Source organism: Pantoea sp. GM01 (assembly GCF_000282675.1).
GTDB classification, from domain to species: Bacteria; Pseudomonadota; Gammaproteobacteria; order Enterobacterales; family Enterobacteriaceae; genus Pantoea; species Pantoea nemavictus.
The window spans coordinates 1-24698 of the sequence record NZ_AKIU01000088.1; the positions used below are offsets into that span (position 1 = coordinate 1).

General features: G+C 50.0%; 21 protein-coding genes and 1 tRNA gene. 8 read left to right on the top strand and 14 right to left on the bottom strand.

From position 1 onward, the window contains the following. Window positions 1–258 precede the first annotated feature (258 nt). Window positions 259–1278 (bottom strand): NADP-dependent oxidoreductase, encoded by a 1020-nt coding sequence (locus PMI17_RS22420; RefSeq protein WP_007893151.1) that lies wholly within the window; start codon window positions 1276–1278, stop codon window positions 259–261. An 85-nt stretch (window positions 1279–1363) separates the two neighbouring features. Here PMI17_RS22420 and PMI17_RS22425 point away from each other — a divergent pair, with 85 nt between their 5' ends. The 4 genes from PMI17_RS22425 (at window position 1364) to PMI17_RS22440 (ending at window position 6689) form a co-directional block, all read left to right on the top strand. Continuing rightward, window positions 1364–2266: a LysR family transcriptional regulator gene (locus PMI17_RS22425; protein WP_007893152.1), complete on the top strand. Its 903-nt coding sequence runs from the start codon at window positions 1364–1366 to the stop codon at window positions 2264–2266. A 238-nt stretch (window positions 2267–2504) separates the two neighbouring features. Then, the gene (locus PMI17_RS22430; protein ID WP_007893154.1) at window positions 2505–2996 is read left to right on the top strand and encodes an STY4534 family ICE replication protein; all 492 of its coding nucleotides are present in this window, start codon (window positions 2505–2507) and stop codon (window positions 2994–2996) included. Window positions 2997–3333: 337 nt separating this feature from the next. Next, on the top strand, window positions 3334–4161 hold the full coding sequence (locus PMI17_RS22435; RefSeq protein ID WP_007893156.1) for a DUF1837 domain-containing protein: 828 nt from the start codon (window positions 3334–3336) through the stop codon (window positions 4159–4161). Beyond that, window positions 4158–6689, top strand: coding sequence for a DEAD/DEAH box helicase (locus tag PMI17_RS22440; RefSeq protein ID WP_007893158.1), 2532 nt, complete (start codon window positions 4158–4160; stop codon window positions 6687–6689). Before PMI17_RS22435 ends, PMI17_RS22440 begins: the two co-directional genes overlap by 4 nt. Here the strand turns inward: PMI17_RS22440 and PMI17_RS22445 are convergent. Then, on the bottom strand, window positions 6672–7553 hold the full coding sequence (locus PMI17_RS22445) for a hypothetical protein (protein ID WP_007893160.1): 882 nt from the start codon (window positions 7551–7553) through the stop codon (window positions 6672–6674). The genes PMI17_RS22440 and PMI17_RS22445 overlap by 18 nt on opposite strands. A gap of 387 nt (window positions 7554–7940) precedes the next feature. Between PMI17_RS22445 and PMI17_RS25030 the strand changes: the two genes are divergently transcribed. The 3 genes from PMI17_RS25030 (at window position 7941) to PMI17_RS22465 (ending at window position 10106) form a co-directional block, all read left to right on the top strand. Further along, window positions 7941–8534, top strand: coding sequence for a TIGR03759 family integrating conjugative element protein (locus PMI17_RS25030; RefSeq protein ID WP_007893163.1), 594 nt, complete (start codon window positions 7941–7943; stop codon window positions 8532–8534). A gap of 311 nt (window positions 8535–8845) precedes the next feature. After that, window positions 8846–9367 (top strand): DUF2778 domain-containing protein, encoded by a 522-nt coding sequence (locus PMI17_RS22460; protein WP_007893165.1) that lies wholly within the window; start codon window positions 8846–8848, stop codon window positions 9365–9367. 247 nt (window positions 9368–9614) lie between these two features. Then, entirely contained in the window at window positions 9615–10106 is a 492-nt protein-coding gene (locus PMI17_RS22465) for a type VI secretion system tube protein TssD (RefSeq protein WP_007893167.1), read from the top strand. 132 nt (window positions 10107–10238) lie between these two features. On the opposite strand, the gene PMI17_RS22470 is transcribed toward PMI17_RS22465, so the two are convergent. Beyond that, a tRNA-Phe gene (locus tag PMI17_RS22470) sits at window positions 10239–10314 on the bottom strand. Between the two features lie 195 nt (window positions 10315–10509). Between PMI17_RS22470 and PMI17_RS25805 the strand changes: the two genes are divergently transcribed. Next, the gene (locus tag PMI17_RS25805) at window positions 10510–11832 is read left to right on the top strand and encodes a PAS domain-containing methyl-accepting chemotaxis protein (protein ID WP_007893169.1); all 1323 of its coding nucleotides are present in this window, start codon (window positions 10510–10512) and stop codon (window positions 11830–11832) included. Window positions 11833–11841: 9 nt separating this feature from the next. Here PMI17_RS25805 and mrdA read toward each other — a convergent pair whose 3' ends face one another. From mrdA to PMI17_RS22525, 11 genes are all read right to left on the bottom strand, one after another. Continuing rightward, complete coding sequence (gene mrdA, locus PMI17_RS22480) at window positions 11842–13716, bottom strand: penicillin-binding protein 2 (protein WP_007893176.1); 1875 nt, start codon at window positions 13714–13716, stop codon at window positions 11842–11844. A 294-nt stretch (window positions 13717–14010) separates the two neighbouring features. Continuing rightward, window positions 14011–14724 (bottom strand): purine-nucleoside phosphorylase, encoded by a 714-nt coding sequence (gene deoD, locus PMI17_RS25250; RefSeq protein WP_007893178.1) that lies wholly within the window; start codon window positions 14722–14724, stop codon window positions 14011–14013. Between the two features lie 33 nt (window positions 14725–14757). Next, a complete protein-coding gene (gene deoB / locus PMI17_RS25255; protein WP_007893180.1) occupies window positions 14758–15981 on the bottom strand; it encodes a phosphopentomutase in 1224 nt (407 codons plus the stop codon). Window positions 15982–16075: 94 nt separating this feature from the next. Further along, window positions 16076–17398, bottom strand: coding sequence for a thymidine phosphorylase (deoA, locus tag PMI17_RS22495; protein ID WP_007893182.1), 1323 nt, complete (start codon window positions 17396–17398; stop codon window positions 16076–16078). 62 nt (window positions 17399–17460) lie between these two features. Beyond that, window positions 17461–18240 (bottom strand): deoxyribose-phosphate aldolase, encoded by a 780-nt coding sequence (gene deoC, locus PMI17_RS22500; protein ID WP_007893184.1) that lies wholly within the window; start codon window positions 18238–18240, stop codon window positions 17461–17463. 291 nt (window positions 18241–18531) lie between these two features. Further along, entirely contained in the window at window positions 18532–19311 is a 780-nt protein-coding gene (locus tag PMI17_RS22505) for a metal-dependent hydrolase (protein WP_007893186.1), read from the bottom strand. Next, window positions 19308–20360, bottom strand: a complete 1053-nt coding sequence (locus PMI17_RS22510; protein WP_007893189.1) for a patatin family protein — start codon at window positions 20358–20360, stop codon at window positions 19308–19310. The genes PMI17_RS22505 and PMI17_RS22510 overlap by 4 nt, the downstream gene beginning before the upstream one ends. 173 nt (window positions 20361–20533) lie before the next feature. Further along, the gene (locus PMI17_RS25045) at window positions 20534–20695 is read right to left on the bottom strand and encodes a DUF1328 domain-containing protein (protein WP_007893192.1); all 162 of its coding nucleotides are present in this window, start codon (window positions 20693–20695) and stop codon (window positions 20534–20536) included. Between the two features lie 93 nt (window positions 20696–20788). Further along, complete coding sequence (gene osmY, locus PMI17_RS22515) at window positions 20789–21403, bottom strand: molecular chaperone OsmY (RefSeq protein ID WP_007893194.1); 615 nt, start codon at window positions 21401–21403, stop codon at window positions 20789–20791. Window positions 21404–21664: 261 nt separating this feature from the next. Further along, a complete protein-coding gene (gene prfC, locus PMI17_RS22520; protein ID WP_007893196.1) occupies window positions 21665–23254 on the bottom strand; it encodes a peptide chain release factor 3 in 1590 nt (529 codons plus the stop codon). A gap of 235 nt (window positions 23255–23489) precedes the next feature. Continuing rightward, window positions 23490–24593: a M20 peptidase aminoacylase family protein gene (locus PMI17_RS22525; protein WP_007893198.1), complete on the bottom strand. Its 1104-nt coding sequence runs from the start codon at window positions 24591–24593 to the stop codon at window positions 23490–23492. Window positions 24594–24698 lie beyond the last annotated feature (105 nt).

The window sequence follows — 24698 nt, forward strand, 5'->3', positions numbered from 1 at the left end:
AAAAAAGCCGATATGGCGGTGGAAACGCAGTCCGGTGTGCTGAACAACGCTGCGCTAGCGGTGATTGAATCTGAGGAGCAACACTACTCAGTAATCTGATTTTTGAACGCATAAACCACTAAGCCAAAACGGATGGTTCGCCATCCGTTTTTTTTTGGCTCAAAGCGTGGATAGGGTGAGTCATTATCACGACCTAAAAAACGTCACCGTGAAAGTAAACCTTACTGACGATTATCTGGTTCAGTCCATACCGAAGTTTTAGAGATGAGTCAGAACAATCTTTCCCTGGATATTTCCCCGGCCAGCGCGCTCATGTGCGGCGGAGGCTTCTGCCAGCGGATAGGTATTTTCAACCACAACTCGAATCCTGCCTTTCTCAAGTAATTCCCCTGCTTCCGCCAGCTGTTTGCCGCTGGATCGCACTTGGGTTGATGACACGGTTATCCCGTCATTAGCTGCATCTTGATATCCCGTGAAGCCGAGCGGATTAACGAGGAACAGCGAGCCACCCGGTTTGATGATCGCCAGAAAGCGTTCCATATGCGGGCCACCAACAGCATCCATCACCAAATCGACGTTCTGTACCGCCGTTTCGGCAGCAGCCTTGAGGTAATCGATAAACTCATCGGCACCGAGATCGCGCAGAAGGGCTTCATGCTTGCCAGAAGCGACGGCGATAACATGCGCCCCTTGCCATTTGGCAAGCTGCACCGCCAGATGCCCTACTCCGCCGCCAGCACCATTTATCAGCACCGTTCTGCCCGCGAGCGGAACCGGCGTATGTTGAATGGACTGAAAAGGATTGGCTACGTCATGGCCGAGCTCAATCAGAAACTGCCACGCCGTCAGCAACGACATCGGTGCACCCGCTGCCTCAATATGACTTATCCCCTCTGGTTTCAACGCCAGTTCGTTCACTGCGACGCGCACGTATTCTGCGTTCGCACCGCTGCCTGTCATCAAGTCTTCTGGGAATCGCACCATCGCATAAACCTCGTCTCCGATGCTGAATCCGGAAGCGCCCTCACCCAGTGCTACAACGGTTCCTGAGATATCGGTGCCCAGAATCAGTGGAAAGGCCGAGCTGGGCTGCCATTCAGGTGGCAACGAGCGATAACCATTGCGCAGATGGAGGTCGGGCGGATTAAGGCTTGAAGCATGAACGCGAACCAGCACTTCACCGGGTTCTGCGATTGGTCGCGGAGCATCTTCATAATGCAGAACTTCCGGGCCGCCAAATTGATGCAATCGCACTGCTTTCATCGTCGTCATCGTCATATCGCTCTCTCTTTTGTCTGATAGAGAAAGCGTACGACTATTACCTTGAGTTGATAATAAGGCCCTGCTTCGCTTTAATAGTGCCATGAAGGAACAAATAGGTTTTGAAAGACTCACGGGCTTAATCGCCTTTGCGCGTGCTGGCTCGCTCGGCAGTTATACCGCAGCCGCCCGTTCGCTGGCGGTTTCTCCCTCCGCAATCAGTAAAAGCATCCAGCGTCTGGAGCGTCATCTCGGCGTGACGCTGTTCACCCGCACCACGCGAGCGCTCACCTTTACGCCCGAAGGACGAGATCTGCATGAGCGCGTGCTTAAGTTGCTGCGGGATGCGGAAGAGATCGAACAGGTGGCGAAGTCGGCACGTTCCGAACCGGCGGGCACATTCCGTATCGCGACCTCACTGCCGATTGGTCTGCATATGATTGCGCCGGCGATTACAATATTTCGCCAGCGCCATCCAAAAGTCATGATCGACCTACGCTTGAGCGACCACATCTCAGGTCTGACAGAAGAGAGCATTGATATCGCGGTGCGCATCGGTGAGCTCGCCGATTCCTCCCTGATTTCACGCCGCCTCTCGCCCTATAAGCTCTGCTGTTACGCTTCGCCAGCATATTTGGCGATGCACGGCACACCGCAGCATCCCGATGAACTGGCGGGACATCAGACAGTTAACCTGCGCTATCAAAGCTCGGGGCAAGTGTTTCGCTGGCCGTTTCGGATGGGAGAGAAAGAGATTGAAATCGTGCCGTCATCGTCAGTCATCGTTGATGCCAGTGAAGGCGTGCTGGCTGCCATTGCTGCAGGTGCAGGCATCGGAATGGCCACGAATTTTATGGCGGATCGGTGGGTCAGCCGCAAGGAACTGGTCCCCGTTTTGGCCGATTTTGCCGTCGAGCGACACAATATCAGCGCGATTTGGCCTGAGAGCCGTCGCAGTAATCCGGCGGTACGCGCATTTCTGGATATGCTGATTGAGTTATTTTGACTTTAACAGAGTGATATTTCGGGGTTATAAAACTACTACTACCTCCGGCATATACGTCAATTGCCCTATTTGTAGCGCTTATATCTGCTCATCACGGCAGGACACTGAGCGGCATTATTATTGATGTATCTAAAACCAGCCAGCGCGGCATAGCTATCCGCGCTTCCTGATGGAAAGTATTTATTCGTCAGGGATGCATGTTTCTTCGTCACTATTTCCCACTCCTGGAGTAAACATCATGACTGCTACCACTACCAACAACGCTACAAACAACACCAACAACACTTCAACCAAAGCTGAATATTTCAATCTCAACATCAAAGGCTTGGGTTATCTGAGCAAAATTCGCAGAATTGAAACCCTCACTGGCAGCTTCCTCAGCGTGGTGATTAATGCGCTGAGCGGACCCACTGACAACCCTACCTATGTGCGCTTTGATTCTACTGTCGCCGGTAAGGAAGCAACGGACCTTATGAGCCGCTGCCAGAAAGCCGTAGACGAGGACCAGAAAGTGCTGCTTAATTTTACTCTCAGCAACCTGACGTCTGACATTCTCACGCTCAACAAGGGTGATCATGCAGGCGAACAGCGGGTTAGCTTGAAAGCCAGACTGATTAAGGTCGATTGGATCAAGATTGTTCAGGCGATGGTTTATAAGTCTGATAAGACTGAAGAAACTCCACCGCAGCCTTCGCTGTCTAAAAAAAACTATGCAAGTAATTCGTTCTAACCCCAAAGCCTCTTCATAGAGGCTTTTTTCATCATTAAATCTTTATAATTTAAACTTAAAGAGTTAAGTAGAAAAAAAATAACGATGGGCAATTTTATTGTCTAAATTTAGTTAAATTTTTAGAGGATCATAGCAACACTGGTCAAGAATAAAAAATAGCCTTTCCATCAGATTCCCTTACCGATATCATCGGTTACACATACAAGGAAATCGTGAGAGAAATGTTAATAAAATCGCAGTTATTTTAATTAACATTATGAAAAGCATGATAAAAAAGCTTACCCCTCAGTTAAAAAATCATGAAGGAATCAAGAGTATCCTTAAGAAAAAGGATGTAATGATCTTTCTTGAAAATGATGCAATGGCAGAAGTTTCTCTTTTTTATTTGCCCTTTAAAACTGGCCATAGTGACTTCACATATTTTTTTGAAATTATTAAGCAGGAGATACTCCTAAATTTTGCATTTAAGTGTAGTGAAGTTGAAGGTAAAATTGGGTCTGAAGATCCCACGGAAGTGGAAAAATTATTTAAAAGAGCAATTAGACGCTTCAGTAAGCACACGGCAAAAGGTGAGTTGGGAGAGTTAATCTTATTTACACTGTTAGATGTATATTTAGAAGCCCCCAAAATACTAAGTAAACTGTCTTTCAAAACAAGCCGTCGCGTTGCAGTTTTTGGAGCTGATGCTGTGCATGCTCAATATGTTGGCAATGATTTATTCGTCTACTTTGGTGAATCAAAGCTCCACAAAGACTTTAATGGTGCAGCAACTGACGCCGTTATTTCAATTAAATCGGCCAGAGAGAAATTCAGAGATGAATTCGATTTAATTGAAAGCCATCTTGATTTCCCTAATATGACAGATGATCTACAAGATGATATTCTTGACTTCATTGACCCATATTCTGAAAATGATCATGGAAATAAAATACTTTCACCTTGCTTTATTGGGTTTGTAGATTCCAATTCATTCTCTAATTCAACCAATGAGGATGAGTTTTTTGAAAGCTATATTGATCTGGCTAAAAGATATACAGTTAGTTATTTTAACAAACTTGTAGCCCAAGGGATTGAAATAAAAAAATCTTCACTATTGCTTTTACCTTTTTCATCCACTGATGAACTCGTCCAGCAATTCATTGATTACTTAGGCATTCAAGAATGAATAACTTTTATTATAAACTAGCGAAAAAAATCACCAACTCGGATGGTTACATTAAAGACAGGTCTTTATTATTTAAGTCATATATTAACCTAATGGTTGGCGATAGTGTCAGAATTGATAAAGTCACTGTGAAAAAATTAATTTCCACCTCCCAGATATTTTATTACTCAGATGATGAAGTATTAAAGAAGGAAGGTACAGTAATTTTATCAATGTTGATTGAGGTTTGTGCTATAACATACAATGACATTATTCCAATTGCGAATCATATATATTACAACTCAGGTGACTTTCCTAATATAAGTTTATTGGAGAAAAGATTTCCAGACATATCGTTTAATTTTAACTTATATACAGAAACGGCCAGGCATCTTCGCTTAGAAGCTAATACTGTCCAACAGTTGGCTTTTCCATTGACAAATTTTCAAAAAAAACTTTGGGATGAACTTCGTAACGGTGAAGATGTAATTTCTGTCGCCCCAACTTCAGCAGGAAAAACGCACATTATCCTTAGTTATCTAATTGAGGAGATAATTTCTAGTGACGGAGCTTTTGCCGCTATTGTGGTCCCAACTAGAGCTTTGATTACCGAAGTTTCATCGAAGATTTATGGGATCCTTCAGGAAAAGAGGCATGAGGATAAAGTTGAAATTTGTACAATTCCCAAAGATGAGCAATTTCTTGATAAAACTATTTTTGTTATGACACAGGAAAGATTATATGAAATTCTGCAGCGAGGTGATATTTCATTTAACTACTTGTTTATTGATGAGGCTCATAACATATCCGATGAAAGCCGTGGAGTGCTCTTACACATTACGCTCGAGAAGTTGTTAGAAGATAGTTCCCCTCAAATTATTATAGGCATGCCCTCACCTCAATATGTAAATAGTTTTTCAAGTGTATTTAGAGGCATTTCTTTTTCGAAAAGAATTACATCGCATTCACCAGTTTCGAAAATTCTAATATCAGTAACTCCAAAAAGTAGAAATCTTGTTATTGAGCGTAAGGATACGGGTGATAATATTATTATACCCAAAAAATTCAACGGAACTAAACTTTCTGATATTGCTAAAAGGCTTGGCGGTGGTCAAAGTAATATCATTTATAGAAACCAAACGAACTCATGCGATAATACTGCAGATGAAATAGCTAAGCTGATTGAAGAAGATGTCAATAATCCTAGTCTTGAGGAAGCTGCAGAGTATATCGAGAGCTTTATTCATGAGGAGTATAGTTTAGCTAATAATTTAAGGCGTGGTGTGGCCTTTCATTATGGACCATTACCAACCTCTGTTAGAGTATTGGTAGAAAATTTGGTCAAAGAGGGGCTTGTAAACTATATTGTTTGCACAAGCACCTTAGCCGAAGGTGTTAATTTACCGGCAAAAAATCTTTTTCTTCACGATCCTATAAACCGAGTCCCATATAAACCGTCTACTAGATTGGAAGATGTAAAAATAAATAATATCACGGGGCGAGCTGGTAGGATGCTTGAGCATTTTTCTGGGAATGTTTTCTTGATCGAGCCAGAGAAATGGCAGTATACAGATTATTTTGATGAAACAGAAAAAAAGGAAGACAAAATCCCTACATATTTTAACCTCATGAATAAAAATATGAGTGATATCATTTCAGTTTTAAGAGGTGGCGCGGCTATTGAGGAAAGTGATAATTATAAATTTTATACAGTTGCAAACAAGCTTATCAAGAGTTTCTCAAGTGATGAACTCCACGAAACGTTTTCCTCCCCAGAAATAACCCTTAATAAGTCAGACATTGAAGAATTGAGAAAGTCCGTAAAATTTGCAATTGAATCAATAAAAGTTCCCCAGTTTGTTTTAGAGTCTAATCCTACTATTGGTTACATTCAGCAGAACAAAATTCATAGTTTTTTAAGTAACGTTGATAACCTCAGTCTTTGGTCTTTACCTCATCCTAAATCTGATGAACTATATGATCGTCTGCTTAAAATATGCGACAAATTAATTGAGTTTGGCATATTTAATCCTACAGATTCATACTCCTCATCCTACATTGCTATGATTTCAAGAAAATGGGTTAAAGGATTTAGCCTCAAAGAAATGATTAATGATCAAATTAATTGGGATTTAAATCATAAACCAACAAAATCAAAGGTTAAGGATGATGAAAGTTCTGGGGGTAATATAAATTCATCAGTTAGAAATATAATAAAAGTAATAAATAATGATATTAGATTCAAGCTTTCAAATGCAGTAAAGTGCTATCAATTGCTCCTTGCAGATGTTGCGAACTTGAAGGGGATAGAAGTTCCTTCCGTGAAGTTACATTATTTTCTTGAGATTGGAGCTAGCGAGGAGCGTATGATGTCATTGTTGAATTTAGGTCTATCCAGGGAGGCAGCAAAAGAGCTACATGATAAACTCCCAAGAGGGGTTAGTATTACATCGATAAGTGACCTTGAAAAGGTGCTTGAGAACTTTAGCCAAAATAGCCTCCATGCCATTATGATTAAAGAGATAAGGCATTTAATTAGCCGTGGCTAATTTTTTGAGGTAATCATTGTAGGCATCTTTAAGAACCTGAGAGGAACACTTTTCATCAATAAATTTGTTTCTTGTATTGATTTCTGTTTTGTAGGTTAAAAATGCATTGGAAAAATCTAAGCTTAGGTTTTTCCCATTGTGATCTAATCCTTTTACTTTCAAAACTGAGCAACCATCGTGGTCTGATAGGAAGTTAACTATTTCTAGAATACTCTCCTTAGAAAAATCAGACTCGTTACCTTCATTGATATCTAAGTTAAATGCCAGTTGCATACCTTGCCCAATATAAGGTGCGGAACTAAGCTGTCTAATAAATTCAGGTGCACTTTCTGTTAAGTCATTTAACAAAGAAGAATTTAGATTGAATTGAAGGCTGCTAAACTCAGGAACATTATTGAGAGAATCAAACTCTTTTTCTTTTGGAATTAGATTTATTGATATTTTGTCTGCTCTATTGCTGTTAAATTGCTCAAGAACGAACTTAGCTACACTTTTAACTGTACCACTAGGGCCTGAGGTAAAACCAAATATTACTTTTCTTTCAGGGATGATACACAAAAAATATGGGTCTCCCACAATACCTTGGTTTAAACTTATTCCTGTAATATTTCCATCTTTAGTTGCTTTTGTTTGCCATGTATTTCTCTCTTTAACGACAGTCAGAACGTAAGCATCATCAATGCCATAGCTGTTATCTTGGATTTTAATTAGATGTTTCTTGCCTCTATAATTCATAATCCTTGTTTTACTGTCATCATTTTCAATACTTCTAAAATGAGAGGGGAATGCAGAAAAAAAACCATCGCAAGCGTTAATATTCAAAAATATAACAGTGGTATTTTTCTTAATTTTGTTGTCATTCATAGCCTAAGCCTCAATGAACTCACCAGTAACTGTATAAATTAACAGTATTTTAGCACATCAATCATTAAGTGTCTATTTTAGCATGATAATTAACCTCTTACTCACCTTCCGAGTTTTATACTTAATACTCTCATTGAAGTGATTTAATGTGGAATATCACTTCTTATTAAATCAATGCATCAAAATTTCCATATGGTAACTATCAGGGCACTTAACTTTCTCGACAATTGAGATATTTTTTTGATTCTTGATAACTTAATTGGAGATGAATGATGCCATTTCAACGTTGTGTGGCGGTAGTGCTTTTACTTACCGCAAAATTTGCGATGGGTGTAGAGTCTCACCAAAAAACTGAATTTAAATTCTCAAATTAAAAAAAATTATGAATTGATATCGCTCAATTGGAAGATTGGAATAGAGGAAGCTCAGAGGTTTGAAGATTTAAAATCAACACCGCGAGGACTCCTCTCTCCCAATTTAGATCCATTAACCACACTCGGCATTGAAGCCCGCAACGACGCCGAACGCCGCCACTACGCCGAACTCTGGGTTAAACAAGAATACGAGCGCACCGAAAAAGAGCTCAAATTCCAGCGCGAAGTGGATGCAGCCTGGAAACGCCTCATGCCCAATATGCTGCCGGTTAATATGGGCAACGCCGCAGGTATCGCACATGACTCAAGTGGTCGCTTGGCGCTATTCGTGCGTGAAGCAGATTGCCAGCGCTGCGATGCACGCCTCTCCGCCGTTCTCGCCGATAAACGCCCCGTTGATATCTATCTAGTCGATAGCGAAGGCAGCGATCAGAAACTCCGCAACTGGGCACAGCAGCACCGCATTCCCGCCGAGCAAGTTCGCGAACGACGCATCACCCTGAACCACGACACAGACCGCTATATGCTTCACGGCAACAGCATCAGGCAACTCCTTTACAGCAAAGTAAAGCCTTCTAACCATCACTTTACTGCGAAATGTCTTTAACACTCTGGCACCAACAAGCATTTGTTAAATTATTGGTTTTGCCGATTTACCCAGAATGCATTCATTAATACTGAAGCTATTCCAGTTGAATTTGATTCTCACTTTAGATGTGCTGCGCAATTACAACAGGCATCACTAATCAGTGAACAAGTTACATATATAGCTATTAAAAGTTTGGAACTTCTCCGCAACTCAAAAAATATTAGTTACTAGCGTTAGTCAAACCCATAAGAAACGCTAATAATTAGTTTCTCTAAAATCGATTCACTGTTACTATCACCAAAAGTTACTACATGGATATCGAGGGAACGATGGCACTGAATGGAACACTGATTTTGAACGGCGCGGATTATGTACCGTTCAACCTTTATGGCGTGGGCGTTTTTATGGCGTTCTCAGGTAAAGGCGTTTACATGAACAATGCTGCATGCGGCGCAATTCCCAATGAAGGGCCCATACCACCGGGTAAATACTGGATTGTCGAGCGCGGCGGAGGCGGGATTTTATCTTGGTTAAAAGCGCAGTCTCAGGATCTTTATAACCGTATTTATAACGGTGCTGAGTTTGGTCGTGATGAGTGGTTTGCTTTGTTTAGGGATGACTGGACTATTGATGATGATTCCTGGATTGAGGGAGTCAAACGCGGATTGTTCAGGCTTCATCCAGGCCGCGTATCAGAGGGATGCATTACTTTGGTTCATAACTCAGATTACGCACTGATTCGCGACGCATTACTGCAGACTTCACCTATGCAGGTTCCCTGTATGAAATCCCTGATGGCACGTGGATGGATTGAGGTAATTGCCAGTGGCAATAACAACATTTGTCCGTAGGACATCAAAAGTTATTTTCTATTTCGCTATTTCACTGATTACCGGGCGAATAATAGGCAGCCCTGAAATATGGTTGGATCATAACTTAGCTACTCGCATCGCTAAATTTATTTATGGTGATGGCGAGGTAGGAGCGGATAACTTCTACGACCTTTATTTTTATATATCCGTAATTTGTGTCTTTTCTATAACTACTGTTATTTACATCTCAACAATGAAGTTATTACAAAAAATAAGGAGCAATTAAATGCCAATCCCTCCGTACATGTGGCTCAAAGACGATGGCGGTGCAGACATCAGAGGCTCTGTCGATGTTAATGAGCGCGAAGGTAGTATTGAGATCATCGGCTTAAGTCACGGCATCAACCTCCCGGTAGATACTGCCAACGGCAAGATCACGGGTACTCGCCAACATTCATCAATGCGTATTGAAAAGGAAGTGGATAGTTCAACGCCCTATCTTTATAAAGCCGCTGCTACCGGGCAGACATTAAAGAGCGCCGAAATCCGCTTTTACAATATCAGCGATGCTGGGCAAGAGGTTTGCTACTACACGGTGCTACTGGAAAACGTGAAGATTACTGGCGTTCACTGCGGTGTTCCCAATGTGAAACTATCGGGCAACGATAAAATGAATCACTCAGAAAGCGTTAGCATGCAGTATGAAAAAATCACCTGGCGCATCGTTGATGGCAACATCCAGTACACGGATGCATGGAACGAACGTCCTACTGCTTAACAGAACGCGTGTTACCTCTGGCGATACAGATGCTCAATTTCCGCTTTGAGTCGCAATCGTCGAGCGTTTGTTTGAAGAGTGATGAATCGCAGAAAAGCAAAAACCCAGCCATAAGCTGGGTTTTCTAAATGTTGGTGCCCGGACGCGGAATCGAACCACGGACACGGGGATTTTCAATCCCCTGCTCTACCGACTGAGCTATCCGGGCAACGGGGCGCATTAAACCTTACTGGCGCGGCACCGTCAAACGCTTTTCGGCAAAAATTGACTGACTGATGCCTTTTAAAGCAACCGCCAGACCAACCGGTAAAAAATCATTCTACCTATCGCAGTTATCGATGAATTTTTAATCGCTTGTGCCGATAACCGTGCTGACATCTCATACCAATAATTAAGGTGCACCATGTTCAGCACAATTACATCAGGAATCCTGTCGCGCCTTGCGTGGCAGAAACGCGGTCATAGCCTGGCAACGCTCAATTCGTTGCAGGACGCTATCGCCATGGTCGAATTCACCCCCGAAGGCAAAATTCTCACCGCCAACGATCTGTTTCTGGAGCGCATGGGTTATACGCTCAAAGAGATCGTCGGCCAGCATCACAGCCTGTTTTGCACCGCCGATCAGATCACCTCTCCGCACTATCGCGACTTCTGGCGGCGCCTGAATCGTGGGGAAGGTTTTAGCGACAAATTCCTGCGCGTGGCAAAACACAGCCGTCCCATCTGGCTGGAAGCCAACTATGTGCCGGTGCAGGATCGCAGCGGTCGCGTGATTAAAATCGTCAAGCTGGCGAGCGATATCACCGCGCGCATTATGGATGCGCAGGAGCAGCGCGCGATGACCACCGCCATAGAGCGCTCCATGGCGGTGATTGCCTTCAACTTGCAGGGCGAAGTGTTGATGACCAACGACAACTTCCTGAAAACCATGGGCTACAGCGCGACGGAAGTAGTTGGCGTGCATCACCGCCAGTTCTGTCCGCCAGAGATGCGTGCCAGCGACGAGTATCGCCGCTTCTGGCACAAGCTCAATCAGGGCGAATTTATCTCCGGTCAGTTTCAGCGCGTGAATAAACGTGGCCAAACGGTGTGGTTGCGCGCCACCTACAACCCGGTGTTTAACGAAGCCGGCGAGCTGTACAAAGTGGTGAAGTTCGCCACCGATGTCACCGCGCAGGTAGAGAAGAATCAGCAGGAGCGCGAAGCGGCACAGCAGGCGTATCAAACCGCGCTGCAAACCAGCGAAAGCACGCGACTGGGTGCGACGGTGATTGAAAACAGCGTGCAGACCATGAACGATCTGGCTGGCGAACTGCACGGTATTTCAGGCGATATCAGTAATCTGAGCGACTCATCCGATCGCATTGGCGCCATCGTCGAAAGCATTCGCCGCATCGCCGATCAAACTAATCTGCTGGCGCTCAACGCGGCGGTAGAAGCGGCGCGCGCCGGTCAGCACGGTCGCAGTTTCGCCGTGGTGGCCAACGAAGTGCGTACGCTGGCGGCTAACATCAACCGCGCCACCACCGAGATTGAGAACATGGTGCAGCAGAACCACACATTGGCGGAGAAAGCGCTGAAAGGCATTGCATCTAACCTGAAACGCGCCGATCAAGGCGTGGTGTTAGCGCAGGAAGCGGGCGGCATGATGGCCGATATTCGCGGCAGTTCCAGCGAAGTGGTGCGCGCCATCGGCCACGTTACGGATGCATTGAAAGAGGACTAATTCACTTTCCTACTGCGCCGCTGTTGCCAGCGGCGGCGCTGCAGCTTCCGGCACAAAGATATGGTCAAGGATGTTGCGCATCAGCGGCGCCGCCGTGACGCCTTCGTTGCCGCCGTTTTCCAGAATCAACGCTACCGCTACTTTGGGATCGTTAAACGGTGCAAACGCGGTATAGAAGATGTGATCGCGCAGACGCATCGGCGTCATTTTGGCGTTATACACCTGATTCTGCTTGAGGCTGAAGACCTGCGAGGTGCCCGATTTGGCCGCAATGCCGTACGGCGCGGTGTGGAAATATTTGTAGCCGGTGCCGTTTGGCGCATTTGCCATACCGAACATGGCGTGGCGCACCAGCGACCAGTACGGCGATTTGGCATCGCCAATCTGCGCCTGCGGTAATTTCGGCTGATACGGCTGCATGTCGGTGCCACGCTGTGATTTCTCCAGCAGATGCGGATTGATCACCCGACCGTTGTTGATCAGCGCCACCATCGCTTTCACCATCTGAATCGGCGTGGCCACCCAATAACCTTGCCCAATACCGACCGATACGGTATCGCCCTGATACCACACATGTTTGTGCACCTTTTGCTTCCACTCCCGGCTCGGCAGCAAGCCTGCGTACTCTTCGTTGAGATCGATGCCGGTCGATTTGCCGTAGCCAAACTGGCTCAGCATGGTGTGGATGCGATCGATACCCATCATGAACGCCACCTGATAGAAGAAGGTGTCGGCGGACTCCTCAATCGCGCGCGTGACATCCAGCATGCCGTGGCCCGATTTTTTCCAGTCGCGATATTTGCGATCGGTGCCCGGCAGCGTCCAGGTTGGCGCGCCGAAGAAGGTGGTGCCCGGCGTAATCACTTTGGTGAGCAGCGCGGACATCGCCATATACGGCTTTACCGTCGAGGCTGGCGGATACAAACCCTGGGTGACGCGGTTAATCAGCGGCAAGTCTTTATCCTGCAGCAGGGTTTTATAGGCTTTATAGCTGATGCCTTTAACGAACGGATTGGGATCGTAGCTCGGCGCGGAGACCATCGCCAGCACGCTGCCGTCGTGCGGATCTTCAATCAGTGCCGCCGCGCGTTGCCCCGCCAGCTGGCTCTCAACATATTGCTGCAGATGGAGATCGAGCGTTAGCGTGATGTTTTGTCCGGCAACCGGCGGCACCTCTTTCAGCACGCGTACAATGCGGCCGTGATTATCCACCTCCACTTCCTGATAGCCGGTTTTGCCGTGCAGCAGCGATTCGTAATAGCCCTCAATGCCCTGCTTACCGATGTTGTGGTCGGCGGCATAGTTCTCGCCCACGCCCTGGGCGTTCAGACGTTTGTAGTCGTTATCGTTGATTTTCGAGACGTAGCCGAGCACATGCGCCAGATCGGCGCCGTAAGGATATTCGCGGTCCTGATAGGTATCGACGGTGACGCCGCTAAAGCGGAATTGATTGACGGCGAAGCGCGCCACTTCTTCGTCAGTCAGTTCGGCTTTCAGTTCAACCGGCTTGTAGCGGCTGTTCTGCTTGAGTTCATGCTCGAAGGTTTCGATCTCTTCTGGCGTCAGATCGACAATCGGCGTTAGCGCTTTTAGCGTTGCCTGCATGTCGGCGATTTTGTACGGCGTGATGTGAATGTCATACCAGCTGACGTTACGCACCAGCGGGATACCGTTGCGATCGAAAATCAGCCCACGCGTCGGCGCAATGGGGATCATTTTGATGTCGTTCTCATTGGATCGCGTTTGGTAATAGCTGTGCTGATCAACCTGCAGGCGATACAGGTTGATGCCTAAAATGGTAAAGCAGATGACAACCAGGGCAAAAGCGACAATCGCACGGCGGGCAAACAGCTTTTCTTCTGCTTCGAAATTACGAAAATTCATCAGGTGGGCTTAGTCTCTTTGTTATCACGCTAATGATAAGCAGAGAATGTTTCAGAGCCAGCACGAAGATGCACAAGCCTGGGTAAAAGTGTGTCAGATGTTTACGGTGGGATGAGATTGTGCCGTTTGGTGAGGAGGCTGCGGTCTGGTGAGATGGGTGCGGTCTGGTGCCCTCACCCCGGCCCTCTCCCACGGGAGAGGGAGACGCTGCCATAGGTGAGATTGACGCCTAACAGTTCCCTCTCCCGCTTGCGGGAGAGGGTTAGGGTGAGGGCCAGGCCAGGGAAAAAGAACTCAATCCCCCAGCAGCACCGACTCCAGCGCGATCTTAATCATATCGTTGAAGGTGGTCTGGCGTTCAGCCGCGGTGGTCTGCTCGTGGGTGCGGATATGATCCGACACGGTGCAGATAGTCAGCGCTTTCGCACCGAACTCCGCCGCCACGCCGTAAATACCCGCCGCTTCCATTTCCACGCCCAGAATGCCGTACTTCTCCATCACGTCGAACATCTGCGGATCTGGCGTATAGAACAGATCGGCCGAGAAGATGTTACCCACGCGTGCATCAACGCCCAGCGCTTTGGCCGCGTCCACCGCGTTGCGCACCATGTCGAAGTCCGCGATTGCGGCGAAGTCATGATCCTTGAAGCGCATACGGTTCACTTTGGAATCGGTGCAGGCACCCATCCCAATCACCACGTCACGCAGTTTCACGTCAGCGCGCACCGCACCGCAAGAACCCACACGGATGATCTTCTTCACGCCGAAATCGGTGATCAGCTCTTTGGTGTAGATCGAGCAGGATGGAATGCCCATGCCGTGACCCATTACCGAAATTTTGCGGCCTTTATAAGTACCGGTGTAACCCAGCATGCCGCGCACGTTGTTCACTTCTACCGCATCTTCGAGGAAGGTTTCCGCAATGTGCTTCGCGCGCAGCGGATCGCCCGGCATCAGCACGACGTCCGCGAAATCACCCATTTCTGCATTAATATGAGGCGTTGCCATGATTATTTTCCTTATAAAAATTGGTGCGCTGTTTTACAGCATGCTCTTGCCGTAGTCCATGCTGGACAGGCCGAAATATGTTGCGATGGTCTGTCCGATATCGGCGAAGGTATCGCGGTATCCCAGCGAACCTGGCTTCACATGCGGGCCGTAGATCAGAATCGGAATGTGCTCGCGCGTATGTTCGGTGCCTTCCCAGCTGGGATCGCAGCCGTGATCGGCGGTGAGGATCAGAATGTCACCCTCTTTCACCAGTTCCATCAGCTCGGGTAAGCGACGATCGAATAACTCCAGCCCGCCCGCGTAACCGGCGATATCACGACGATGCCCCCACGTTGAGTCAAAATCAACGAAGTTAGTGAACACAATTGAGGTATCAGGCGCTTTTTTCATCTGCTCAATGGTGGCATCGAACAGCGCGTCTAAACCGGTCGCTTTCACTTTCTGCGTGATGCCCTGCTCGGCGTAGATATCGGCGATTTTACCTACCGAAATCACTTCACCGCCCTTCTCATCGACCAGTTTTTTCAGCATGGTCGCCGATGGCGGTTCTACCGCGAGATCATGACGGTTGCCGGTACGCTCGAAGTGTCCGGCTTTGTCGCCAACAAACGGACGCGCAATCACGCGGCCAATGTTGTAGCCACCTTTCGTCAGCTCTTCACGGGCGATTTCGCACAGTTCATACAGGCGCTCGAGGCCAAAGGTCTCTTCGTGGCAGGCAATCTGGAATACCGAGTCCGCCGAAGTATAGAAAATCGGCTTGCCGGATTTCATATGCTCTTCGCCGAGCTGGTCGAGAATTACCGTTCCTGAAGAGTGACAGTTGCCGAGATAGCCCGGCAGATCGGCGCGTTTCACCAGGATATCCAGCAGTTCCTGCGGGAAGCTGTTCTCTTTGTCGCTGAAGTAGCCCCAATCAAACAGCACTGGCACGCCGGCGATTTCCCAGTGGCCCGACGGCGTATCTTTACCCGACGACAGTTCGCTGGCGTAAGCGTACGCACCGATGATTTCCGCGTTGGGATCGAGGCCTGGCGGGAAGCGACCGGTGGAAAGCTCAGCGGCTTTGCCGAGTCCTAATTTAGTCAGGTTAGGTAAGTGCAGCGGGCCTTCGCGACCTTCATTGGCGCGGCCTTCGAAACACGCTTCGGCGATATGGCCGAGGGTGTCCGATCCTTCATCACCGAATTTATCGGCGTCTTTGCTGGAACCGATCCCGAAGGAGTCGAGAACCATAATAAAAGCACGTTTCATGCAAGTCTCCTGCGCAATGCGCGATGACAAGTCAAAAAAAAGCGATCAGATCAGTATACCCGAACGGCCGCTGCCTGGCACGCAGAAGCGCCAGTTATTCACTGACGCGACGATAAACCACCGGCGTCATCGCTGGCGCGCTGTCACTCAAGGTGATGGCGGCTTTCACCGCAGCGGCGGCCTGCTGCCACTGCGCTTCCGAACTGGCGTGAATGATGGCCAGCGGGCGCTGCGCGTCAATCTGGGTGCCGAGCGTGGTCATGTCACTCAGGCCGACGCTGTAATCAATGCTGTCACTGGCGCGCTGACGTCCGCCGCCAAGCGACACCACCGCCATGCCGAGCGCGCGCGTATCCATGGCGCTGACAATGCCAGCACCCTCGGCGTAAACCGCTTTGCTCAGGGTTGGCGCCGGCAAATAGCTGTCCATGCGCTCAATGAAATCTGCCGGACCATTTTGCGCCGCCACCATGCGGGCGAACACTTCAGCGGCCTTGCCGTTATCCAGCACCTGCTGCAGTTTTTTGCGCGCTTCGGTATCGTTCTCCGCCAGTTTGCCGGAGATCAGCATTTCTGAGCACAGCGCCATCGTCACTTCCAGCAAGCGTGGATTGCGTGCAACGCCGGTCAGGAACTGCACCGCTTCACGTACTTCCAGCGCATTTCCGGCAGTGGAAGCCAGTACCTGATTCATGTCGGTCAGCAGCGCGGTGGTTTTGCAGCCTGCACCGTTCGCCACGCCGACAATCGCCTGCGCCAGATTTTCTGACGCTTCGAAGGTCGGCATAAAGGCACCGGAACCCACTTTGACGTCCATCACCAGCGCATCCAATCCTTCCGCCAGTTTTTTAGCGAGGATCGAGGCGGTGATCAGCGGAATGGAATCGACGGTGGCGGTGATATCGCGCGTAGCGTAGAAACGCTTGTCGGCCGGCGCCAGCGAGTTGGTCTGGCCAATAATCGCGATGCCGACATCTTTAATGATTTGGCGGAAACGATCGTCGCTGGGGAAGATATCAAAGCCAGGAATCGCTTCCAGTTTATCCAGCGTGCCGCCAGTATGGCCCAGACCGCGACCGGAGATCATCGGCACGTAGCCGCCGCAGGCCGCCACCATCGGACCGAGCATCAGCGAAGTCACATCGCCCACACCGCCGGTGGAGTGCTTATCCACAATCGGGCCGTTGAGATTCAGCGATTTCCAGTTCAGCACCGTGCCGGAATCACGCATCGCCATGGTTAACGCCACGCGCTCTTCCAGCGTCATATCGTGGAAATAGATGGTCATCGCCAGCGCGGCGATCTGGCCTTCCGAGACGCTGTTGTCGCGCACGCCGTTGATGAAAAAGCGAATCTCCGCTTCACTCAGCGCCTGGCCGTCGCGTTTTTTACGAATAATTTCTTGTGGCAGGAACACGGTTGCCTCCCTGGAATGAGGAGGTCGCCATAAATGGCGACCCTACAAAGAATGGATTGAACTTAGTAGCCCGCTTTGCTGGTCGCGGTTTCGTGGCCCAGCGTGTTGAGCAGGCTTGCCAGCAGGCTGGAAGCGCCAAAGCGGAAATGACGCGCATCGGCCCAGCCCTGGCCCAGAATGTCGTCGGCCAGTTTCAGATACAGCGCCGCGTCTTCAGCGGTGCGCACGCCGCCCGCCGGTTTGAAACCAACCTGCTGCTGCACGCCTTTATCTCGAATCACCTGCATCATGATCGCCGCTACGTCGGGCGTAGCGTTGACCGGCACTTTACCGGTAGAGGTTTTGATGAAATCGGCACCGGCATCTATCGCGATTTCCGAAGCGGCACGGATCAGCGCTTCGTCTTTCAGCTCGCCGCTTTCGATAATCACTTTCAGCAGCACGTTGGCTTCTGCGCAGGCGGCTTTACAGGCTTTCACCAGCTCGAAACCGATGTCGCGGTTGCCCGCAATCAGTGCGCGATACGGGAACACCACGTCGACTTCGTCGGCACCGTAGGCGATTGCCGCACGGGTTTCGACCAGTGCGATCTCGATGTCATCGTTGCCATGCGGGAAGTTGGTCACGGTGGCGATGCGGATGTCCGGTGTGCCCTGTTCACGCAGCGCTTTACGCGCCGCCGGAATGAAACGCGGATAGATACAGATAGCTGCGGTGTTACCGGCTGGTGATTTCGCCTGACGGCACAGCGCGATCACCTTCTCGTCGGTGTCATCTTCATTCAGGGTGGTTAAATCCATCAGTTGCAGTGCGCGCTGTGCGGCTGCTTTAAGGTCGGTCATGATGCTCTCCAAAAGTCAGACCGGCAGGCACAACCCACCGGGCAATGTGATAATTCTAACAATTACCGTGACGATGAATTGCGCCTCACGTCACACAGAAAAGAAAACCTGTCATTAAAATACAATTATTTAGTGATAAATATCACAAATAATTGCTGATCAGGCCAAAATATCGGCCAACCTGCCGTTGTTATTATTATCACAAAAAAAGACGTAAAAGTGTACTTCCCGCTTTAATACTGTAGCTAATCGGGCGTAAGGCAGCGTAAATGCAGAATCTGTCGGGGAGGATCAGGCAGGCAGAGCAAACAGGCGCAGGCTGTTTTGCCATAATGCGTCGGCAATCACCTCGGGCGATTCGCTGCGAAGCTGGCACAGCACGTCAAACACGTTGCGCGCCCGCTCCGGACGGTTAGGCTGGCCCTGAAAACCTTGCAGCGGCATATCGGGCGCGTCGGTTTCCAGCAACAGGGAATGTAGCGGCAGGTTGGCGATGGTATTGCGGGTTTTGCTGGCACGTTCATAGGTAATGGTGCCGCCGACGCCAATCGCATAGCCGAGCTGAATAAAGCGCTCGGCCTGCTGCTGGCTGCCAGCAAAACCGTGCACGACGCCACGGCGCGGCAGATCGTGACGACGCAGGTGCACAGCTAACTGATCGTGGGTGCGCCGCGAGTGCAGAATCACCGGCAGATCGTACTGCTTCGCCAGCTTAAGCTGCTTATCAAGCAGCCGCGTCTGCTTAGCGAATTGCGCCTCCTGCATATAGAGATCGAGACCGATCTCGCCGATCGCCACACGCTTGCTATCTGGCTTCTTCAACCAGCTTTCGAGCTCGCCAAGATGCGCATCTTCCTGATGCTGTGCAATGTTGATCGGATGCAGGCCCAATGCGGCATATAGCGCGTCATGCTGCTGCGCCAGCTGACTAACCAACGCAAAACGGCTGGCATCGACACTTGGCACAATGATACGTTCCACACCCGCCTGCGCCGCGCGCGCAATGCTGGCGGGTGCCGCATCAACGAACGGTGGAAAATCAAAGTGACAATGGGTGTCGATAAACTTCATGCCAGCGAGCCTTTATCAAAATCAGCATCGTTTTCCGCCAGCGCGGGCGTAATCAACGGGCGATTGTCGGGTGCATTGGCGACGGCAGCCGGCGGCGTTACCGTGGTTGAACGCACCAGCGGTTCGGCATCACTGAGCCATTGGCCGAGCGTGGCGAGGAAATAGCGTCCGCTGCGGCGACCTAAATGGTAATCCTGATTGAGCGATGACAAACGGCTGCCGAGCGCCATGCTCGCCAGCGGCTTCGGCGGGCAGATTTCAATGATGCGCAGGTTATCCGGTGGCTGTTCAATGAACTGCTGGATTTCACGATAGCTCTCTTCATGCTGATGCAGGACGTTGATCATCGGCTGCAATGCGCTATCGGACAAAAAGCGCTCCATGCGTTTGAACCACTTCGGCGTATACGACATCTGCGACGGCACGGTGCGGATCACCACGATGGTATCCGCGCCACGCCGTGCCGCTTCACGCACCGGGATCGCATCGCTGATGCCACCATCCAGATAGCTCACGCCATCCATCTGCACACCGCTGCGGTAGAAGCCGGGAATCGCGCTGGAGGCTTTGATGATGTCATGCCAGTTGGTGCTGGTCGGGTTGAAGTACTCAGCGCGATAATCGTCACTGCGGCAAGCGCACATATAGAACTCGCTGCCTTTGGCAAACAGCCCTTCGGCGGTGGTGAGCGCCAGCGGAAATTCCTGTTTGGTGATATCGATCAGCCAATCCAGATCGATAAGATGTCCTCCGCGCACGAAACGCAGCGGATCGAAAAACAGTTTGCTGGTGGTGTAACGGGAGATCACGCGTCGTGCGTAGCCAGGTTGGCCGCAGACAAAAGCAGAAAGATTTTGTGCACCGGCTGAGGTGCCAAGCATCAGTTGAAAGGGATTGAATCCAGCGCGTTGAAACTCATCCAGTACGCCCGCAGTGAAGATGCCACGTTGGCCGCCGCCTTCGCACACTAAGGCAATTTTGTTGGATTTGAAGGGAGTTAAAGCCAGCGGTTCAAATGAACCTAACGTCAGCGGAATACGAGTACCCAATGGATGTCCCTCAGTGTTTGCTCTGAGGGAGCTGCCTGAGCAGCATCCCGGAGAACCAGTCATTGTCGTTCCCTGACCAATTGCGTCTGCAATCGTTGCGGCTTCATAGTATGCCGCAAATGACCGGTCTCCGCTTTACGTAACTCGCGGGTTAGCGTCTATGACGCAAGTAGTCAGGGTCGTTTGCGCCCGGTAAACAGGCTCACGAGGAACAGAATAATACCGACAATGAAGACAATTTTAGCTGCCCATGCTGCCGTACCCGCCAAACCGCCGAAACCTAATGCTGCAGCAATCAGAGCGATGACCAGAAAGATAATACCCCAACGAAACATAAGCCTCTCCTTTACCATTGTGAAAATCGAACTGCTTATTTACACCTTTGTTTTTATTACGAAACGGCACCAGCAGGTGCCGAGTCGCCCGCGTTAAGATTTCACCTTCAGGTCATTCTTCACGCTTTTCACGCCTTCAATGGCTTTGGCGATTTTCTCAGCACGATCGGACTGTGCCTGATTCGCCACTTCCCCAGATAACTGCACCACGCCATCGGTGGTTTCCACCTTAACGTTGCGCGATGGCACAATGTCATCTGCTAAAAGCTTAGCTTTAATTTCGCTGGTGGTGGCGGTATCACCGGCATAACCCTTCAGCGAAGCATTTTTGCTGTCTTTAACGTGCAGTTTGTCACTGACGGATTTCACACCTTCGACTTTCTGCACCAGCGCGACGGCTTTTTCAGCCTGATCCTGAGAGGCAACGAAGCCGCTCAAGGTCACCACGCCATCATGCGTCTTGACGGAGATATCCGTACTTTTAATCGCTTCATCATCCACTAGCGCCGCTTTGGCTTTCGCAGTGATGCCGCTGTCATCCATATAACCATCGACTTTTTTCATTGAGCTATCGATTTTCGAACCCGCGCTGTCGGAGGTTTGCTGTGCTTTCTGCGACAGTGATTCATCTGCAAACGCCGCGCCGCTCAGCAGAGCAGAACCGGCCAGGGCAGCAATCAGGGTTTTGGCAATCTTAGTCTTATTCATCGATATCATCCTTCTATCAGTTAACTCATCCGTTATCGCGGATGCGCCAGCAACGAACGGCGTTGCTGAGTTAGTGGACGTAATGAAACCCGAAAGGTCTCTTTTCTCGTCCGACAGGATAATAGTAGTAGGGATTACAGCTTTTGCTGGCTCTTGTGGTTGATATATCGCCAAAAAGAGAAAAAAACAGCGGAATTAGGAGGAGTCTGTATCCGATAAAACAGGGCCAGTGAAAACCACTGACCCTGCTGGCAACGCCGATTAGTGCTCGCGCGTTTTGCGGAATCTCACGTCAGGATAACGCTCCTGGGTGATATTGAGGTTCACCATGGTTGGCGCGATATAAGTGAGGTTATCACCGCCATCCAGCGCCAGGTTCACTTCGTTTTTACGCTGGAAATCATCGAATTTTTTCGCGTCATCACACTCAACCCAACGAGCGGTTGAGACGTTGATGGCTTCGTAAATCGCTTCAACGTTGTATTCGCTTTTCAGGCGCGCCACCACCACTTCGAACTGCAGCACACCGACCGCGCCGACGATCAGATCGTTGTTATGTACCGGACGGAACACCTGCACCGCGCCCTCTTCCGACAGCTGCACCAGCCCTTTCAGCAGCTGTTTCTGCTTCAGCGGATCGCGCAGACGAATGCGGCGGAACAGCTCTGGCGCGAAGTTCGGAATGCCGGTGAACTTCATGTTTTCACCCTGAGTAAAGGTGTCGCCGATCTGGATGGTGCCGTGGTTGTGCAGACCAATGATGTCGCCCGGATAGGCCTCTTCCACGTGCGAACGGTCGCCCGCCATAAAGGTCAGCGCATCGGAGATCACCACATCTTTACCGGTACGCACCTGACGTAGCTTCATGCCTTTTTCGTACTTGCCGGACACCACACGCATAAATGCCACGCGGTCGCGGTGTTTCGGGTCCATGTTTGCCTGGATCTTAAACACGAAGCCGCTGAATTTCTCTTCTTTCGCTTCCACCAGACGGGTGTCGGTGTTGCGCGGCATCGGACGTGGCGCCCACGAAACCAGGCCATCGAGCATATGATCGACGCCGAAGTTACCCAGCGCGGTACCGAAGAATACCGGGGTGATTTCGCCGCTCAGGAACAGCTCCTGATCGAACTCGTGCGAAGCGCCCTGCACCAGCTCCAGCTCATCGCGCAGCTGCTGTGCCAGATCTTCACCTACCGCCGCGTCCAGCTCTGGATTCGCCAGACCTTTAACAATGCGCACTTCCTGAATGGTGTGGCCTTTACCGGTTTGATACAGGTAGATTTCGTCGTTATAGAGGTGATAAACCCCTTTAAACAACTTGCCGCAGCCAATCGGCCAGGTGATTGGCGCACAGGCAATCTTCAGCTCGCTCTCCACTTCATCCAGCAGCTCCATCGGATCGCGGATGTCACGGTCGAGTTTGTTCATGAAGGTGATGATCGGCGTATCACGCAGGCGCGTCACTTCCATCAACTTGCGGGTACGATCTTCGACGCCTTTCGCGGCATCGATCACCATCAGGCAGCAGTCGACCGCCGTCAGCGTTCGGTAGGTATCTTCGGAGAAGTCTTCGTGTCCTGGAGTATCCAGCAGGTTAACGAGACTATCGCGATACGGAAACTGCATCACCGAGGTGGTGATGGAGATACCACGTTGTTTCTCCATCTCCATCCAGTCTGATTTCGCGTGCTGATTGGAGCCGCGGCCTTTGACGGTACCGGCGGTTTGAATCGCCTGTCCGAACAGCAGCACTTTTTCGGTGATTGTGGTTTTACCGGCGTCCGGGTGCGAGATGATCGCAAAGGTACGGCGGCGCGCCACTTCTTCTAAAAAGGGAGCATTAGACATGAGTGAATTCTTCTTCAAGGGCAACGCGCGGACGGCGCGCTGCGATAAATCGTTTCGGGGTCATTCCGCGGGATAACGCGGCCAATGGCGACGCAGTAGCGTCAGTTCACAGCAAGAGGTGCGCGATCTACATTGGCGGCAGTCCTGAAATCCCATCAGTAATTGAGGCGGCATAGCATACAATATTTCGCCGAGGGGGGGAATCGCTGGCCAGGGCGAGGGGAAACAATCACAACTAACCCAGAACCCGCACCACCGCCGCCTTAAAGATCTTCACGCCAATCTCCAGCGAGCTCAATTCAAAGCGCATATCAGGATGATGCAGGCCCGGCACCAGATTGGTTCCCAGCCCCCAGAAACCGGCTTTCACCTGCGGATTTTTCACCGGGTAATAGAAGAAATCCTCGCTGCCCGGTGTGGTTTTAGTATCCAGCAGCCCCTCTTCGCCCAGTACATCAACAATCGCCGCGCGAATCACCGCAGTGGCTTCCTCGTGAATTTCCGCGGCCGGCATCTCTTTCAGCACCACCACGTCCGCCGAGGCACCCAGCGCCGCCACGCTGTGCTGAATCGCCAGCGTCACCTTCTCTTTCAGCAGGTCCATAGGCGCGTTTTCCTGCGAACGCAGATCCCACACCACGCGCGCCTCATCCGGCACCGAGTTGGTCACACCGGCATCACACAGGAAGCGCGTCGCTTTGACGCTCCAGGTTAAACCTGGCGGCAGATGGATAGCGTTAACCGCCTGCACCGCTTGTACCGCCGCGTCCAGCGCGTTAACGCCCAAATGCGGACGCGCGGCGTGCGCGGGAGTCCCTTTAATCGTCGCTTCCAGCGTACTGCAGGCTGAGTAGATCACCGCCGGCGTCGCCTGCCCCACGTGACACTCCTCCAGCGGGCGCACATGGAAGCCAAGAATCATCTCCACATCATCAAGCGCGCCGCCTTCTATCATCGCCAGCGCCCCGGCACCCAGTTCTTCGGCTGGCTGGAACAGCAGTTTCAGGCGTCCTCTCTTAATTGCGCCCTCTTTCAGCAGCTGTTGCGCCGCCGACAGCACCACCGAGGAGTGACCATCGTGACCGCAGGTGTGGCGAGCACAAGCCACGCCATTAATGATATGCCCCAGCGCATCCATATCCGCACGCAGCGCCAGCACCGGGCCAGGTTTGCCGCTGTCGATTTCCGCCACAATGCCGGTGGTGTTATTGATGCTGCGCGTCACTTTAATGCCGGCGCTTTCCAGCTGATCGGCAATATAAGCAGAGGTTTTAAATTCCTGAAAACCCAGCTCGGGGATTTCATGCAGATAATGGTAATGCTCTAAGACGTTGGACACCGCTAAGCTCCTGACAAGTAAAGGCAAGCCTCAGCATCGCCCGATGTGCAGCTATAATCAATCCAGCGTGAATGAAAATTAGTCAAAGTTGAGAACTCCTCGCAT